This window comes from Mesorhizobium abyssinicae (assembly GCF_049887195.1).
Lineage (GTDB): Bacteria > Pseudomonadota > Alphaproteobacteria > Rhizobiales > Rhizobiaceae > Mesorhizobium > Mesorhizobium abyssinicae.
Genome location: NZ_JARAKC010000003.1, coordinates 25,175 through 40,915, shown reverse-complemented (window position 1 = coordinate 40,915; position 15,741 = coordinate 25,175). Strand labels below are relative to the sequence as shown.

Annotated in this window: 14 protein-coding genes and 1 riboswitch; of the genes, 7 read left to right on the top strand and 7 right to left on the bottom strand. The window is 64.6% G+C overall.

Annotation, left to right across the window (positions count from 1 at the left end):
- Nucleotides 1–85 precede the first annotated feature (85 nt).
- A complete protein-coding gene (locus PU724_RS08290) occupies nucleotides 86–1,096 on the top strand; it encodes a magnesium and cobalt transport protein CorA (protein ID WP_127285237.1) in 1,011 nt (336 codons plus the stop codon).
- A gap of 106 nt (nucleotides 1,097–1,202) precedes the next feature.
- Here the strand turns inward: PU724_RS08290 and PU724_RS08285 are convergent, their stop codons facing one another.
- Nucleotides 1,203–1,721: a GcrA family cell cycle regulator gene (locus PU724_RS08285; RefSeq protein WP_126056595.1), complete on the bottom strand. Its 519-nt coding sequence runs from the start codon at nucleotides 1,719–1,721 to the stop codon at nucleotides 1,203–1,205.
- Between the two features lie 356 nt (nucleotides 1,722–2,077).
- Here PU724_RS08285 and PU724_RS08280 point away from each other — a divergent pair, with 356 nt between their 5' ends.
- From PU724_RS08280 to PU724_RS08270, 3 genes are all read left to right on the top strand, one after another.
- A complete protein-coding gene (locus PU724_RS08280) occupies nucleotides 2,078–3,277 on the top strand; it encodes an aspartate aminotransferase family protein (RefSeq protein ID WP_127285236.1) in 1,200 nt (399 codons plus the stop codon).
- A gap of 17 nt (nucleotides 3,278–3,294) precedes the next feature.
- Nucleotides 3,295–4,206 (top strand): ornithine carbamoyltransferase, encoded by a 912-nt coding sequence (gene argF, locus PU724_RS08275; RefSeq protein WP_354420183.1) that lies wholly within the window; start codon nucleotides 3,295–3,297, stop codon nucleotides 4,204–4,206.
- A 78-nt stretch (nucleotides 4,207–4,284) separates the two neighbouring features.
- Entirely contained in the window at nucleotides 4,285–5,319 is a 1,035-nt protein-coding gene (locus PU724_RS08270; protein ID WP_320319791.1) for an Hsp33 family molecular chaperone, read from the top strand.
- A gap of 76 nt (nucleotides 5,320–5,395) precedes the next feature.
- Here the strand turns inward: PU724_RS08270 and PU724_RS08265 are convergent, their stop codons facing one another.
- Both PU724_RS08265 and apaG read right to left on the bottom strand, forming a co-directional pair.
- Entirely contained in the window at nucleotides 5,396–6,199 is an 804-nt protein-coding gene (locus PU724_RS08265) for an alpha/beta fold hydrolase (protein ID WP_354420182.1), read from the bottom strand.
- Between the two features lie 51 nt (nucleotides 6,200–6,250).
- Entirely contained in the window at nucleotides 6,251–6,643 is a 393-nt protein-coding gene (gene apaG / locus PU724_RS08260) for a Co2+/Mg2+ efflux protein ApaG (protein WP_127285232.1), read from the bottom strand.
- Between the two features lie 225 nt (nucleotides 6,644–6,868).
- On the opposite strand from apaG, the gene PU724_RS08255 reads away from it, so the two are divergent.
- The gene (locus tag PU724_RS08255; protein WP_354420181.1) at nucleotides 6,869–8,023 is read left to right on the top strand and encodes a ceramide glucosyltransferase; all 1,155 of its coding nucleotides are present in this window, start codon (nucleotides 6,869–6,871) and stop codon (nucleotides 8,021–8,023) included.
- A 21-nt stretch (nucleotides 8,024–8,044) separates the two neighbouring features.
- Here the strand turns inward: PU724_RS08255 and PU724_RS08250 are convergent, their stop codons facing one another.
- On the bottom strand, nucleotides 8,045–9,232 hold the full coding sequence (locus PU724_RS08250; protein WP_354420180.1) for an O-succinylhomoserine sulfhydrylase: 1,188 nt from the start codon (nucleotides 9,230–9,232) through the stop codon (nucleotides 8,045–8,047).
- 59 nt (nucleotides 9,233–9,291) lie between these two features.
- A riboswitch (SAM riboswitch) is annotated at nucleotides 9,292–9,369 on the bottom strand.
- 78 nt (nucleotides 9,370–9,447) lie between these two features.
- Here PU724_RS08250 and PU724_RS08245 point away from each other — a divergent pair.
- Entirely contained in the window at nucleotides 9,448–10,542 is a 1,095-nt protein-coding gene (locus PU724_RS08245) for a 2'-deoxycytidine 5'-triphosphate deaminase (protein WP_354420179.1), read from the top strand.
- A 91-nt stretch (nucleotides 10,543–10,633) separates the two neighbouring features.
- Entirely contained in the window at nucleotides 10,634–11,407 is a 774-nt protein-coding gene (locus PU724_RS08240; protein ID WP_127309986.1) for an ABC transporter substrate-binding protein, read from the top strand.
- Nucleotides 11,408–11,608: 201 nt separating this feature from the next.
- On the opposite strand, the gene araD1 is transcribed toward PU724_RS08240, so the two are convergent.
- The 3 genes from araD1 to mmsA form a co-directional block, all read right to left on the bottom strand.
- Nucleotides 11,609–12,601: an AraD1 family protein gene (gene araD1, locus PU724_RS08235; RefSeq protein ID WP_127393684.1), complete on the bottom strand. Its 993-nt coding sequence runs from the start codon at nucleotides 12,599–12,601 to the stop codon at nucleotides 11,609–11,611.
- A gap of 300 nt (nucleotides 12,602–12,901) precedes the next feature.
- A complete protein-coding gene (gene mmsB, locus PU724_RS08230) occupies nucleotides 12,902–14,194 on the bottom strand; it encodes a multiple monosaccharide ABC transporter permease (RefSeq protein WP_127309987.1) in 1,293 nt (430 codons plus the stop codon).
- Nucleotides 14,191–15,726, bottom strand: a complete 1,536-nt coding sequence (mmsA, locus tag PU724_RS08225; protein ID WP_127286059.1) for a multiple monosaccharide ABC transporter ATP-binding protein — start codon at nucleotides 15,724–15,726, stop codon at nucleotides 14,191–14,193. The genes mmsB and mmsA overlap by 4 nt, the downstream gene beginning before the upstream one ends.
- Between the last annotated feature and the right edge of the window lie 15 nt (nucleotides 15,727–15,741).

Below are 15,741 nucleotides of genomic sequence, written 5' to 3'. Positions count from 1 at the left end.
GCCTCTCGAACACCGCGCTAATTTAGGCTAAGCTCCCGCGAACGTTCCTGAATCCTGATCAGTGGCCGTGCCTCAGGAGGTTGCCATGGAAAACGTTCGGAACCTCACGCCGGCCCCTGCGCCGACGTCCGGCATTATCGCCTCAAGCGTCTATACGGCCGGCCGCCGCGTCGCGGACATACCGATCGAGGAGGCCGGCGACTGGGCCAAGAAGCCGGACCATGTCGTCTGGATCGGACTGCTGGAGCCGGATCGCAATCTTCTGCTGCGGGTCCAGGCCCAGTTCCATCTGCATGATCTCGCGATCGAGGATGCCGAGCATCCGCATCAGCGGCCGAAGATCGAGCAATATGGCGATGCCCTGTTCATCGTCGCGCGCACCGCCCAGCTCATCGACGGCCGCGTCACCTTCGGCGAGACGCATCTGTTCGTCGGCGCCGGCTACATCGTCAGCGTCAGGCATGGACCCTCGACATCCTATGCCGCGGTCCGTCAGCATTGGGAAACCTGCCCGCATTCGCTCGCCAAAGGCGAGGATTTCGTCCTCTATGCCATTCTCGACTTCATCGTCGACAACTACATGCCGGTGCTGGAGCAGATCGAGGACGAGGTCGAGGCGATCGAGGACAAGGTCCTGCTGAGGCCGATGACCGGCTCCGACATCGAGCGGCTCTATATGCTGCGCCGCGATCTCCTGCGGCTGCGCAACGCGGCTCTGCCGCTGGTCGAGGTCTGCCGCCGGCTGACCAGCGCCGACCTGCCGCAGATCAATGCTTCGATGCACCCGCTGTTCCGCGACGTGACCGACCACATTCGCACGGTCCAGGAAAAGATCGACAGCCTGCGCGAGGTGCTGGCCTTCGCGTTCGAAGCCAGTCTTCTGGTCGGCCAGAGCCAGGAAACGGCGATCTCGAAAAAACTCGCCTCCTGGGCCGCCATCCTGGCGGTGCCGACGGCCTTCGCCGGAATCTACGGCATGAATTTCAACGACATGCCGGAACTGCATATGGAGTATGGCTACCCGACCGTGCTGGTTGCGATCGCGCTGATCTGCTCGTTCCTGTACTGGCGGTTCAGGAAGAATGGATGGCTGTGAAGGCAGAGCGAACAGCGAATAGGAAGTAGCGAATAGAGAACACAAAAAGACGGCTTGCTCCCTGTCACGGAAGCCAAGCCGTTCCTATTCGCTATTCGCTATTCGCTCAGCGGCTTCTGCGCCGCTCCGCCGCCGGCTGGAACGCGACGCGGGAGTGGTATTTGCAGTACGGGCCGGTCTCGGCGGCGTCGTTGCCGCAGAAGTTGAAGTCTTCCGACAGCGGGTCGCCATTCGGCCATTTGCAGGTGCGCTCGGTCAGCTCGACCAGCTGCAGGTGCCGGGAGATCGGCACGACCACGTTTTCCACCGGGCGGATATAGTGCCGCGCCACAGGCTCGGCGTCGAACTGCGCCTGCAGCGCGGTCGCGCCGATCGAGGTGGTGACGTGGCGCGTGGCGGTCGCCGCCCGCGATACCGATTTCTGGATGGACGATCCCTGCACGGTCTTCTTCTGGCGCGCCGGGCTTGCCGTCGCGCGGCCGCGGCCCGACAGCTTCAGGCGATGCACCTTGCCGATGACCGCATTGCGGCTGACGCCCCCAAGCTGTGCGGCAATCTGGCTGGCGCTCAGCCCTTCCGACCACAGTTTCCTGAGAAGTTCTACCCGCTCGTCAGTCCAGTTCATGAGACCGCGCTCCTGCTGAGGCGTGCGGCGATCGGAATCCATTCCCGTCCCGGCTCCCGCCGGGCAGACAACACCACATATATCGGGTGATTAGGTCCGCCGCACGAAATCTAGTTATTTCTCGACTACAAATACCTCATGCGCTGACTCGGTGACAAGAGTCCCCAGGGCAACACGAATCGGTTTTTCCGGTTTTCCCCAACTTGCCGGCTGCTTATGAACCGGCATGCCGTCGGGGGCGTGCCGCGCGCCTATGCGCGACGTTTTCGTTGACTTCATGGCCGAAAAACACGATAAGCCGCAAAGGCCGCCGCTTTGGCGGCTTTTTTGATTTTCCGGTTCCGGAGACGCATATAATGAGCGGTTCGGCGCTTTACGAGACCTTTGCTCGCGCACCCCTGGCCTTCGACCGCGGGGAGGGGACCTGGCTGGTCACCGACAAGGGTGAGCGATATCTCGATTTTGCCGGCGGCATCGCCGTCAATTCACTTGGCCACAGCCATCCGCATCTGGTTGCCGCGCTGACCGAGCAGGCGGCGAAGCTCTGGCATGTCTCCAACCTCTACGAGATTCCGGAGCAGCGCCGGCTCGGCGAGCGGCTTGTCGAGGCGACCTTTGCCGACAAGGTGTTCTTCACCAATTCGGGCGCCGAGGCGCTGGAATGTGCCATCAAGACGGCGCGGCGCTACCATTTCGTCAAGGGCCATCCCGAGCGTTTCCGCATCGTCACCTTCGAAGGCGCCTTCCACGGCCGCACGCTGGCGACGATCGCCGCCGGCGGCCAGTATAAATATCTGGAAGGCTTCGGCCCCAAGGTCGAAGGCTTCGACCAGGTCGGCTTCGACGACATCGACGCGGCCGAGAAGGCGATCACGCCGGAGACGGCCGCCATCCTGATCGAGCCGGTGCAGGGCGAGGGCGGTATCCGCCCGGTGCCGACGCAGTCGCTGAAGCGGCTGCGGCAGCTTTGCGACCAGCATGGCCTGCTTCTGATCTTCGATGAGGTCCAGTGCGGCATCGGCCGCACCGGCAAGTTGTTTGCGCATGAATGGTCCGGCGTCACCCCGGACCTGATGGCGATCGCCAAGGGCATCGGCGCCGGCTTCCCGTTGGGCGCGTGCCTCGCCACCGACGAGGCTGCGGTCGGCATGACCGCCGGCGTGCACGGCACCACCTTCGGCGGCAATCCGCTGGCGATGGCGGTCGGCAACGCGGTGCTCGACGTGGTGCTGGAGGAAGGCTTCCTCGAGGATGTCCAGCGCAAGGCACTGCTCCTGAAGCAGGGATTGGCCGGCGTCGCCGACGAGTTCCCCGAGGTCCTCGAAGGCATCAGGGGAACCGGCCTGATGCTCGGCCTCAAATGCGTGATGCCCAACACCAAGGTCAACATGGCGCTGCGAGACCAGCATCTGCTCGCGGTTCCGGCCGGCGACAACGTCATTCGCCTGCTGCCGCCCCTCACCGTCACCGATGCCGAGATCGGCGAAGCGCTCGACCGCATCCGCGCCGGCGCCCAGGGCCTGGCGGATGCCATCGCCTCGGCCGCCGCGAAGTAGTTCCGGAACCATTGCCGATGTCCGTTCGCCATTTTACCGACCTGTCCGCCGTTTCCGAAGGCGATCTGCGCGTCATGCTGGACGACGCTGTGGTGCAAAAGGCCAGGCTCAAGGCCGGCGAGCGCACCAAGCCGCTCGAGGGCAAGGTGCTGGCGATGATCTTCGACAAGCCCTCGACCCGCACGCGCGTGTCCTTCGACGTCGGCATGCGCCAGCTCGGCGGCGAGACCATCATGCTGACCGGCACCGAGATGCAGCTCGGCCGCTCCGAGACCATCGCCGACACCGCCAAGGTGCTGTCGCGCTATGTCGACGCCATCATGATCCGCACCACCTCGCATGAGCGGCTGCTGGAGCTGACCGAGAACGCCACCGTTCCGGTCATCAATGGGCTGACCGACGACACCCATCCGTGCCAGCTGATGGCCGACATCATGACCTTCGAGGAGCATCGCGGTCCGGTGGCCGGCAAGACCTTCGCCTGGACAGGCGACGGCAACAATGTGCTGCATTCGCTGCTCGAGGCCTCGGCGCGTTTCCGCTTCAACCTCAACGTCGCGGTGCCGGAAGGCAGCGAGCCGGACGAGAAGCACATCGGCTGGTCGAAGGCCAATGGCGGCAAGCTCAACTTCACCCGCTCGGCCGAGGAGGCCGTCCATCAGGCCGATTGCGTCGTCACCGACTGCTGGGTGTCGATGGGCCAGGAACATCGCGCGCGCGGCCACAACGTCTTCCTGCCCTATCAGGTCAATGCGGCGCTGATGGCGAAGGCAAAGCCGGACGCGCTGTTCATGCACTGCCTGCCGGCGCATCGCGGCGAGGAGGTGACCGACGAGGTCATCGACGGACCGCATTCGGTGGTGTTCGACGAGGCCGAGAACCGCCTGCACGCCCAGAAGGCGGTTTTGGCCTGGTGTCTGGGAGCTTGATCTCCGGAGGTGTGATGCCTATCTGCGGCGCATCACGCAAATCGAGCGCGTTTGGACGCATGCACCCCAAAGGGTGGCATGGCCGCGCCCCGGAGCTTTGTCATGTTGGAAACCCGTCAAGTGACTGAACATCACCCGCAACTCGGCGAATTCGGCTACGCCGGCGACGATCACGTCGTGCCCTTCGAGGTCGCGCCGCTCGACGTGCGCGGCCGCACCGTGCAGCTCGGGCCGATGCTCGACGCCATTCTTGCCCGCCACGACTATCCCGAGCCGGTCGCGCGCCTGCTGGCGGAAGCCTGCGTGCTGACGGTTTTGCTCGGCACCTCGCTCAAGTTCGAGGGCAAGTTCATCCTGCAGACCCGCACCGACGGGCCGGTCGACATGCTGGTGGCGGATTTCTCCACCCCGCATGCGCTGCGCGGCTATGCGCGCTTCGATGCCGACCGGTTGCAGGCGCTGGCCGCCGCCGGCGAGGTCTCGCAGCAGACGCTGCTCGGCAACGGCGTGCTGGCGCTGACCATCGATCAGGGCGTTCACACGCAGCGCTATCAGGGCATCGTCCAGCTCGACGGCTCCTCACTTGAGGAGGCCGCGCGCACCTATTTCCGCCAGTCGGAGCAGATCCCGACCGACATCAGGCTGTCGGTGGCCAAGCTGGTGACGCCGGGTCCCGGTGGCGCCCGCGAGCAATGGCGCGCCGGCGGCCTTCTGGCGCAGTTCCTGCCGAAGGCGCCGGAACGCATGCGCGTGCCGGACATTTCCGGCGGCGACGGCGATCCGCGCGAAGCGGTCCATGAGCCGGCCGACAATTCCTGGCAGGAGTTGCTCGCGCTGCTCGGCACCATCGAGCCGACCGAGCTGATCGATCCGACTGTCGGTACCGAACGCCTTCTCTACCGGCTGTTCCACGAACACGGCGTGCGCGTCTTCGGCGGCGTGCCGGTTGCCGACCAGTGCTCGTGCTCGCGCGAGAAGATCCGCGGCATCCTCGCCGGCTTCTCCGCCCAGGAGATCAAGGACAGCACCGAGGAGGGCGGCATCCATGTCGCCTGCGAGTTCTGCTCGACGCAGTACGACTTCGACCCGGCAGAGTTCGCCGCGGCTCAATAGGGTCACTTTCCAGACTAAGCGCGTCGCCTGATCTATTTCAGCTCGACGCGCTCTAGGCGCCGCACCGATCTCCGCGTCAAATGAATTCCTGGAGGTGCCTGCGGACATCCGAGGCTCGTTCGACGGGAGCCATGTGGGTTTCGTCCCCGAGCACCATGAGCTTCGCGCCGCTGATCGCGCTCGCGGTAGCTTCCATCATCCCGCCGAAGAACTGGTCCCTTTCACCGCCGAGGATCAAAGTCCTCGCCGAGATGTTTCGGAGGTCTTCTTCCGTCACATCGTCGTCGAGCATTGCTTGGAGATAGCGGACGATCGTACTCGGCGCCCCCATCCGCGCAACCAGGCTGCGTGCTTCGAACCTCAGTCGAAGACGCAAAAGAAGGTTCAGCCAGGGCCGCCGGAACACCGTTGCGAATTCCTTCAGCAAAGCGCGAAATTGTCCGGCCTGTGCGAATTGCATCTGTTTCCTGAGCCGCCTCTTTCCATCGGCCGAAAAGCCATGCGCGCTCGCCAGCAGGATCAGCTTGCCTACAAGGTCCGGGTACCGCGCGGCCACCTGCGTGGCGACAACGCCGCCATAGGAAATGCCCATTAGGCTCGCTGGCTCCTTGAAGTCGGCGCTGATGATCTCCGCGATGTCTCTGGCCATGCCCTCGAGCGATGGATCGGCTTTTGGTGCGGGATCGTAGCCAATCAGCACGAAGCTCGTGTTGGGTGGAAGGATACGGATGAGCCGTCCGGCATCCTTTTCCAGTCTGGATGGCCAGGGTTTCATCATGAACCCCTGACCGCCGTTGATGATGAGAAGGCTTTCCGGTCCTTGTCCAACTCTTGCGAACGGCAGCCGACCCAGAAACAACCCTGTTTCAATTCTGTGCATCAAGCCGCTGCCTGGCGTGCGGTTGGGGTGGCGGCCAAGCGTACGCGGCCACTAGTTCACCGTCCGCCGCGTGCCCGGCAGGTCGAGCGAGAAGGCGGGGATGGCGACGTTGAACGTCTCGCCGCGCTTGTTTCGCATCGTATAGTGGCCGACCATGATGCCCGACGGCGTCGAGAGCGGGCAGCCCGAGGTGTACTGGTAGCTGTCGCCGGGATTGAGTTCGGGCTGGTCGCCGACGACGCCGGCGCCGCGCACCTCCTCCACCCGGCCGCTGCCGTCGGTGATGTGCCAGTAGCGCGAGAGCAGCTGCACGAATTCGTCCGAGCGGTTGTCGATTGTCACCTGGTAGCCCCAGACATAGCGGTTCTCCGAAGGATCGGAGCGATCCTCCAGATAGAACGGCCTGACCTGCACTTCGATGTTGCGCGTGACGGCGCGATACATGAGCTACCCCAACAGTTCGGGAACTTTCGGCGCACTCCGCTGTCGGGTCAACGATGCGTGACGCCTGTCCCTTCCGCCTTATGCGCACGTGCCGGCAAACAATGTCATTTAAGTGACACACGACAATGATGGTGTGCACGGACCGTGCTGGGCGACTCAAGCGCTCTGTCGACCTGTTCAAGATGGCCATCTCCTGGCCGGCTTTTCCGGAGTGACCAGATCTCGATGGAACTGATCGCCATGGCCGCCGCCCTGCTTTCCATAGCCCTGCTTCTCTCAAATCTCGCCAGCATCCTGCTTGCTGCGCGCCGGCTGAAGCCGCCGCGCGGCATGGCCGCGCCCGTGGGCAGGACGCCGCCGGTGTCGATCGTCATTCCCTCGCGCGGCATCGAGCCGTTTACCGCGGAGACGCTGCAGCGCGCCTTCACGGTCGACTGGCCGCGCTACGAGCTGATCTTCTGCGTCGCCCATGCCGACGATCCGGTGATCAAGCTGATAAACAGGGCAATTGCCCGGTTTCCCAAGGTGCCGGCCCGGCTGCTGGTCGGCGACGACCGCGTCAGCGCCAATCCGAAGCTGAACAATTGCGTCAAGGGCTGGGAGGCGGCGCGCCACCACTGGGTGATCCTCGCCGATTCGAACGTGCTGATGCCGCGCGACTATATCCATAAGCTGATGGCCGCGTGGAGGTCCGATACCGGCCTCGTCTGCTCGACCCCGGTCGGCTCACGGCCGGCTGGCTTCTGGGCCGAGGTCGAATGCGCCTTCCTCAACACGCTGCAGGCGCGCTGGCAATATGCCGGCGAGGCGCTTGGCCTCGGCTTCGCCCAGGGCAAGAGCATGCTGTGGAACAAGCCCATGCTCGACGCCAATGGCGGCATCCGCGCGCTTGCCGCCGAGATCGCCGAGGACGCCGCGGCGACCAAGCTGGTCAACGGGCTCGGCCTTCGCGTCCATCTCGTCGCCTCGCCCTTCGAGCAGCCGCTCGGCGAGCGCAGGCTTGGCGAGATCTGGTCGCGCCAGGCGCGCTGGGCGCGGCTGCGCCGCGTCACCTTCCCGCTGTTCTTCGCGCCCGAGATCCTGACCGGTGCGGCGGTGCCGCTTGTCCTGGCACTGGTAGCGGCGGCCCACGTGGGCATCAGCCTGCCGGCCACAACGCTTTGCGTGCTGGCACTCGCGTACCTGCCGGAATGCGCCCTCGCATGGGCCAACGGCTGGCACCTGTCGCCGCGCACGGTCGCGGCGATGATCGTGCGCGACGCGATGCTGCCGGCGATATGGGCGCGCGGCTGGCTGGGCGGCGCCGTCGACTGGCGCGGCAACGCCATGACCATCGGCACCAAGGTGGCCGAACTGGAAGAGACGCCCTCGAGCGCCTGACCGGGCCTCCGCCCGGGTCCCCTATTTCGCCGCCTTCAGCGCCTGCTCGACATCGGCGAGCAGGTCGTCCGTGTCCTCCAGGCCGACCGAGAGCCTGAGCGTGCCCGGGCCGATGCCGAGCTCGGCGCGCGCTTCGTCGCTGAGGTTCTTGTGCGTGGTCGTCGCCGGATGGGTGATCAGGCTCTTGGCGTCGCCGAGATTGTTGGAGATCAGCACGATGTCGAGGGCGTTCTGGAAGGCGAAGGCCGCCTGCTTGCCGCCCTTGACGTCGAGGCAGATCAGCGTCGAGCCGCCCAACATCTGCTTCCTGACGATCTCGGCCTGCGGATGGTCGGCGCGGCCCGGATAGATGACGCGGGCGATCTCCGGCCGTTCGGCGAGGAAGTCGGCGATCTTGCCGGCGCTCTCCGTCTGCTGGCGCACGCGCAACGGCAGCGTCTCCAGGCCCTTGAGCAGCGTCCAGGCATTGAACGGCGACAGGCTCGGCCCGGTGTGGCGGAAATAGTCGTGCAGGTTCTCGTCGATCCACTTCTTGTCCGACAGGATGATACCGCCGAGGCAGCGCCCCTGTCCGTCTATGTGCTTGGTCGCCGAATAGACGACGATATGGGCGCCGAGCTGCAACGGCTTCTGCTGCAGCGGCGTGGCGAAGACGTTGTCGACGATCACTCTGGCGCCGATCGAATTGGCGAGCGCGGCGACGGCGGCGATGTCGACCACTTCCAGCGTCGGGTTGGTCGGGCTTTCCAGGAAGAACAGCTTGGTGTTCGGCCGCACCGCCTTTTCCCAGTTGGCGATATCGGTGCCGTCGACCAGCGTCGCCTCGATGCCGTATTTCGGCGCCAGCGTTTCGACCACCCAGCGACAGGAGCCGAACAGCGCGCGCGCCGCCACGATATGGTCGCCCGCCCTGGCGCTGCACAGCAGCGCGGCGCTCACCGCCGCCATGCCGGAAGCCGTGGCGCGAGCGTCCTCGGCGCCTTCCAGGGCGCACATGCGCTTTTCGAACATGTCGACCGTGGGATTGGCGTAGCGCGAGTAGATGAAGCCCGGCTCCTCGCCCTTGAAGCGGGCTTCGGCGGCCTGCGCCGTCTCGTAGACATAGCCCTGGGTGAGATACATCGCTTCTGATGTCTCGCCGAAGCCGGAACGCAGCGTTCCGCCATGCACGAGTGCCGTCTGAGGCTTCCAGTCACGCTTCTTGGTCATCGCTCTACTTCCAGATACAAAAAAAACCGGCCGCGAAAAGTCGCAACCGGTCCATACGGCCTTGCGGCCCGACGGTCCTTTAGCGACTTGTTTAACGTGGCTGCAAGCCGACCGGCCAAATCACCACGGGATAACGACCCTTTAGACCCGCGCCGCGCTTGCGTCAATTGCCGGCTTCATTAAGAGGTTTGTACCAGCGGCCTTGGAGCGGAGCCTTGCGGCAGACAGGCATTCTTCCCGATCAGGACATTTCCGCGCTGTTCCAGTCCGGCGCGCTGAAGTCGCCGCGCGTGCTCGATGCCGACCAGATCCAGCCGGCCAGCCTCGACCTCAGGCTGGGCGACAAGGCGTTCCGCGTGCGCGCCTCCTTCCTGCCCGGCCCCGATCATCTGGTGGCCGACAAGCTCGACCGGCTGAAGCTGCACGAGATCAATCTCGTCGACGGTGCTGTGCTGGAGACGGGCTGCGTCTACATCGTGCCGCTGCTGGAAGGCTTGGCATTGCCCTCGAACGTGTCCGCTTCGGCCAATCCGAAGAGCTCGACCGGGCGGCTGGACATCTTCACCCGGGTGATGACCGATCGCGGCCACGAGTTCGACAAGATCGCCGCCGGCTATCATGGCCCGCTCTATCTCGAAGTCAGCCCGCGCACCTTCCCGATCGTCGTGCGCGCCGGCTCGCGCCTGTCGCAGGTTCGCTTCCGCACCGGCAATGCGCTGCTGTCGGAAAGCGAGTTGCGCGATCTCCACCATGCCGAGATGCTGGTTGCCACCGAGCCGCCCAACATTTCCGGCGGCGGCATCGCGCTGTCGATCGATCTCGATGGCGACAAGGACGGGCTGGTCGGCTATCGCGGCAAGCATCACACCGGCCTCGTCGATGTCGACAAGCGCGCCGCGCAGGACGTCGTCGACTTCTGGGAGCCGCTCTACAAGAGCGGCGCCGGCGAGCTGGTGCTCGATCCCGACGAATTCTACATCCTGGTCAGCCGCGAGGCGGTGCACGTGCCGCCGCTCTACGCCGCCGAGATGACGCCCTTCGATCCGCTGGTCGGCGAATTCCGCGTCCACTATGCCGGCTTCTTCGATCCGGGCTTCGGCCATTCGGCGGCCGGCGGCACCGGCAGCCGGGCCGTGCTCGAAGTGCGCAGCCACGAGGTCCCGTTCATCCTCGATCACGGCCAGATCGTCGGGCGGCTGGTCTACGAGCACATGCTGAAGCGACCGCAGGCGCTTTACGGCACCGATCTTGGCTCCAACTACCAGGCGCAGGGCTTGAAGCTCTCCAAGCATTTCCGCGCCGCGCGCTGACCCGTCGCCCGCGTCAGACTCCGCTTGCCCGGTCCCGCGCGCCATGCTTGGCTGGCGCCACCGGTCCAGAACCTGACAGAGGGAGACGAAAATGCAGATATCCAGATGGATCCTATCGGCAGCCGCCGCCGCCATGCTGACGCTCGGCGCCGGCGCCTTGTCGGCGCAGGCCGCCGAAAAGATCAAGATCGGCACCGAGGGCGCCTATCCGCCGTTCAACACCATCACGCCGGACGGCAAGGTCGAGGGCTTCGACATCGACATCGCCAATGCGCTGTGCGCGCAGATGAAGGTCGAATGCGAGATCGTCACCCAGGACTGGGATGGCATCATTCCGGCCCTCCAGGCCAAGAAATTCGACGCCATCATCGCCTCGATGAGCATCACCGAGGAACGCAAGAAGCAGGTCGCCTTCACCCACAAATACTATACGACGCCGCTTGCGCTGGTCGCGCCGAAGGACAGCGAACTGACCTCGACCGACCCGGCGGCGCTCGCCGGCAAGACGGTGGGCGCCCAGGCATCGACCACCCAGGCCGACTTCGCCCAGGACGTCTACGGCAAGGCCGGCGCCGAAGCCAAGCTCTATCCGACCCAGGAAGAGGCGATCACCGATCTCCAGAACGGCCGGCTCGACGCCGTCATCTCCGACAAGTTCGTGCTGGTGGACTGGCTGAAGAAGTCGAGCGACGGCTGCTGCAAGCTGGTCGGCGACGTCAAGGGCACCGAGACGGAAGCCGGCATCGCCGTGCGCCTCGAGGACACCGCGCTGCGCGACAAGCTCAACGCGGCGATAGATGCCATCGTCGCCGACGGCACCTACAAGAAGATCCAGGCCAAGTATTTCGACTTCGATATCTATTGAGCGGCTGAAGCTGCCAATCTCCCCCCTTGTGGGGGAGATGCCCGGCAGGGCAGAGGGGGGCGCGAAGGATCGCCAACCGCTCCTGTAGCCAAGAAGACAGTCCGCAGGCAGAGCCGGTTGGATTGCGAACGCTGGCGGGACAGCGCCCCCCCCTGGCCTGCCGACCATCTCCCCCACGAGGGGGGAGATCACGCTTTCACCTCAAAGCGCCTTCACCGCCACCTTGACCGGCTTTTCGATTTCCAGCGGGTTGCGCAGCGGCAGGCCGAAATCGCTCGCCTCGATCTCGAAAGTATCGCCCGCCTCGGTCTTGACGCCATCGGCGAAGGAGAGCGTCGCGGTGCCGAACATGTGCACATGCACGTCGCCCGGCTGGCGGAAGGCCGAGTATTTGAAGTGGTGATGCTCGAGATTGGCGATGGTGTGCGACATGTTCGCCTCGCCCGACAGGAACGGCTTTTCCCAGAGCAGCTTGCCATCGCGCCAGATGCGCGATGAGCCCCTGATGTCCGCCGGCAAATCGCCGATCAGGATTTCCGGTCCGAACGAGGCGTTGCGCAGCTTGGAGTGCGCGAGGAACAGGTAGTTCACGCGCTCGGTGACGTGGTCGGAGAATTCGTTCGACAAAGTGAAGCCGACGCGGAACGGCGCGCCGTCGTCGCCGATGACGTAGATGCCGGCGATCTCCGGCTCCTCGCCGGCGTCCTGCGCGAAGGCGGGCGACATCAGCGCGGCGCCCGGCGCCACCGCCATCGTGCCGTTGCCCTTGTAGAACCATTCCGGCTGCACGCCGATCTGGCCTTTCGCCGGCTTGCCGCCTTCGAGCCCCATGCGGAACATCTTCATGGAATCGGTGAGCTGCTCCTCGCCGTCGCTGCTCAGCTTCTTGTGCATGGAATCGCGGGTCGCGGCGGAGCCGAGATGCGTCAAGCCGGTGCCGGTGAGATGCAGATGCGCCGGATCCGGATGATTGATCGGCGACACCACCCGGCCTTTCTTGTAGGCGGCGTCGAGGTCGATGGTTTCGCCAAGACCCTTGCGCTCGATCAGCGCCACGAGGCCGGTGCCGGTGCGCGCCGCCTCCATCGCCAGCGAATAGACGCTGCGAGCGCCGTTGATGATCCGGGTCTTGCCGCCGTTGCGGGCGACGACGCGGATCGTCTCGGCGTCGTCGAGGATCTGGGAGATCAGCATGATGAACCCTCTCTCTTTTGCCTTGGCCCGGCCGCCGATCGGCAGACCTTGACCGTCGCGGCCCGGAACGGTTCCGCGCCACGGTTGAAACTGTTCGTCCGGATTGCGCTCGCGAGCCCCGGTCCTCAGGGACTTCTTGGCGCCGGCGGGTTGCCGGCAGCATCGCGATCTAGACCCGTATGCCTCCTGCCTTCCTCGCCTGGAGCGGTCCGGCCTTGAGCTGCCGACCCGCTCCCAATATTTTGTCTCTGCGCAATCCCGAGGGAAAACCGCTATGCGCTTTTCCCGGAATTGCTCCTGTCAGGCCTTGTTCTTGTTGTAGACGTCGAAGATCACGGCGCCGAGCAGCACCAGGCCCTTGACCACCTGCTGCCAGTCGACATTGACGCCCATGATCGACATGCCGTTGTTCATGACGCCCATGATGAAGCCGCCGACCACGGCGCCGATGACCTGTCCGACGCCACCCATCGCCGAGGCGCCGCCGATGAAGACGGCCGCGATGACGTCGAGCTCGCTGCCGAGGCCGGCGGCGGGCACCGCCTGGCCGAGGCGCGCCGCGATGATCAGGCCGCCGAGCGCCGACAGCACGCCCATGTTGATGAACACCAGCAGCGTCAGCCGCTCGGTGTTGATGCCCGAGAGCTGCGCCGCCTTGGCGTTGCCGCCCATCGCATAGATGCGGCGGCCGATGGTCATGCGCTTGGTGACGAAGACGAACAGCGAGATCAGCACGCCCATCACCAGCAGCACCACCGGCAGGCCCCTGTAGCTCGCGAACTGGACGACCAGGAACAGCGCCAGTGCGCTGCCGACCAGGGTCTTGATGACGAACAGCGGGAAGGGTTCGGCCTCATAGCCGTGACGCTCACGCTTGCGGCGGGCTCGCAGCCCGAAATAGGCATAGGCCAGCACCGCGATCAGCCCGAGCACGATCGTCGTCATGTGCAGCGTAAGGCCGCTGCCGAGGATGGTCTTGCCGGCGGCATTCACCGTCGGCGGGATCAGCGTCAGCGGACCGATCACGTCGGGAATGAAGCCTGAGCTCAACGCCTTGAAGCTGTCGGGAAGCGGGCCGACCGAGGAGCCGCCGCCCAGCAGCGCCTGGCAGATGCCGCGGAAGATCAGCATGCCCGCCAGCGTCACGATGAAGCTCGGTATCCGGTGATAGGCGATCCAGTAGCCTTGCGCCGCGCCTATGGCGCCGCCGACGATCAGGCAGACGATTGACACCACCAGCGGATTGCTGAGCGGGCCGAGCGGCCAGATGACCATCATCATCGCCGCCAGCGCCCCGATGAAGCCCGCCACCGAACCGACGCTGAGGTCGATGTGGCCGGACACGATGACCAAGAGCATGCCCAGCGCCATCACGATGATGAACGAGTTCTGCTGCACAAGGTTCGAGAGGTTGACCGGTTTGAACAACGTCCCCGACGTCGTGTACTGGAAGAACAGCATGATGACGATCAGCGCGATGATCAGGCCGTATTCGCGCAGGTTCGTCGTCAGCGCCGAGACGGCGATGCGCGGACCCTGCTTGACGTCTTCGGCTGCGCCGCTCTGCGGCGCGGGAGCGCTTTCTGTGCTCATGATGCTTTTTTTCCTTCTCCGCGAACGATGGCGCGCATGATCTTTTCCTGGCTGGCGTCGCTTGCCGCCATTTCGCCGACCATTCGCCCTTCGTTCATGACATAGATGCGGTCGGTGATGCCGAGCAGCTCCGGCATTTCCGACGAGATGACGATGATCGCCTTACCCTCGGCGGCGAGACGGGCGATGATCGTATAGATTTCGTACTTGGCGCCGACGTCGATGCCGCGCGTCGGCTCGTCGAGGATCAGCAGTTCCGGGTCGGCGAACAGCCATTTCGACAGCACCACCTTCTGCTGGTTGCCGCCCGAAAGATTGCCGGTCAGCTGATAGACGCTGGACGCGCGGATGTTGGTCTTCTTGCGATAGTCGTTGGCGACGCTCATTTCGCGCATGTCGTCGATGACGCCGCGGCTCGAAACGCCGCCCAGATTGGCCAAAGTCACATTGTGCTTGATGTGGTCGATGAGGTTGAGGCCGTAGGTCTTGCGGTCCTCGGTGACATAGGCGATGCGGTTCTCCACCGCCTTGCTCACCGACGAAATGTCGATCGGCTTGCCTTCGAGCAAAACCTCGCCGGTGATGTGCCGGCCATAGGAGCGCCCGAACAGGCTCATCGCGAATTCGGTGCGGCCGGCGCCCATCAGCCCCGCGATGCCGACCACTTCGCCCTTGCGCACATTGAGGTTGACGTTCTTGATCACCTGCCGCTCGGCGTGGATCGGATGGTAGACCGACCAGTCCTTGACCTCGAAAACGACCTCGCCGATCTGCGGCTCGCGCGGCGGATAGCGGTCGTCGAGCGACCGGCCGACCATCGAGGTGATGATGCGGTCTTCGCTGATATCTTTCCTGGGCAAGGTCTCGATGGTGCGTCCGTCGCGGATCACCGTGACCTTGTCGGCGACCCGGTTCACCTCGTTCAGCTTGTGCGAGATCAGGATCGAGGTCATGCCCTGGCGCTTGAACTCGAGCAGAAGGTCGAGCAGCGCCTGGCTGTCCTTTTCGCTGAGCGAAGCCGTCGGTTCGTCAAGGATCAGCAGCTTCACTTCTTTGCTCAGCGCCTTGGCGATCTCGACCAGCTGCTGCTTGCCGACGCCGATATTGGTGATGAGCGTCTTGGGGTCTTCCTTGAGGCCGACCTTGTCGAGCAGCGCCTTGGTGCGCTTCTCGTTGGCGTTCCAGTCGATGACGCCATAGGTCGCGTGCTCGTTGCCGAGGAAGATGTTCTCCGCGATCGAGAGCATCGGCACCAGGGCGAGCTCCTGGTGGATGATGACGATGCCGATGTGCTCGCTGTCATGGATGCCCTTGAAGTGGCATTCCTGGCCGCGAAAGACGATGTCGCCCTCATAGGTGCCGGACGGATAGACCCCCGACAGCACCTTCATCAACGTCGATTTGCCGGCGCCGTTCTCGCCGACGATGGCGTGGATCTCTCCTTCCTCGACGCTGAGGTTGACGTTCGACAGCGCCTTCACGCCGGGGAACGTCTTGGTGATGTCGCGCATCTCCAAAATCGTCGAGGTCATCGGGAAATAAACTCC

Coding starts and splice junctions, on each gene's coding strand:
- PU724_RS08290 (WP_127285237.1), top strand. CDS start 86: ATGGAAAACGTTCGGAACCTCACGCCGGCCCCTGCGCCGACGTCCGGC.
- PU724_RS08285 (WP_126056595.1), bottom strand. CDS start 1,721: ATGAACTGGACTGACGAGCGGGTAGAACTTCTCAGGAAACTGTGGTCG.
- PU724_RS08280 (WP_127285236.1), top strand. CDS start 2,078: ATGAGCGGTTCGGCGCTTTACGAGACCTTTGCTCGCGCACCCCTGGCC.
- argF (WP_354420183.1), top strand. CDS start 3,295: ATGTCCGTTCGCCATTTTACCGACCTGTCCGCCGTTTCCGAAGGCGAT.
- PU724_RS08270 (WP_320319791.1), top strand. CDS start 4,285: ATGGCCGCGCCCCGGAGCTTTGTCATGTTGGAAACCCGTCAAGTGACT.
- PU724_RS08265 (WP_354420182.1), bottom strand. CDS start 6,199: ATGCACAGAATTGAAACAGGGTTGTTTCTGGGTCGGCTGCCGTTCGCA.
- apaG (WP_127285232.1), bottom strand. CDS start 6,643: ATGTATCGCGCCGTCACGCGCAACATCGAAGTGCAGGTCAGGCCGTTC.
- PU724_RS08255 (WP_354420181.1), top strand. CDS start 6,869: ATGGAACTGATCGCCATGGCCGCCGCCCTGCTTTCCATAGCCCTGCTT.
- PU724_RS08250 (WP_354420180.1), bottom strand. CDS start 9,232: ATGACCAAGAAGCGTGACTGGAAGCCTCAGACGGCACTCGTGCATGGC.
- PU724_RS08240 (WP_127309986.1), top strand. CDS start 10,634: ATGCAGATATCCAGATGGATCCTATCGGCAGCCGCCGCCGCCATGCTG.
- araD1 (WP_127393684.1), bottom strand. CDS start 12,601: ATGCTGATCTCCCAGATCCTCGACGACGCCGAGACGATCCGCGTCGTC.
- mmsB (WP_127309987.1), bottom strand. CDS start 14,194: ATGAGCACAGAAAGCGCTCCCGCGCCGCAGAGCGGCGCAGCCGAAGAC.
- mmsA (WP_127286059.1), bottom strand. CDS start 15,726: ATGACCTCGACGATTTTGGAGATGCGCGACATCACCAAGACGTTCCCC.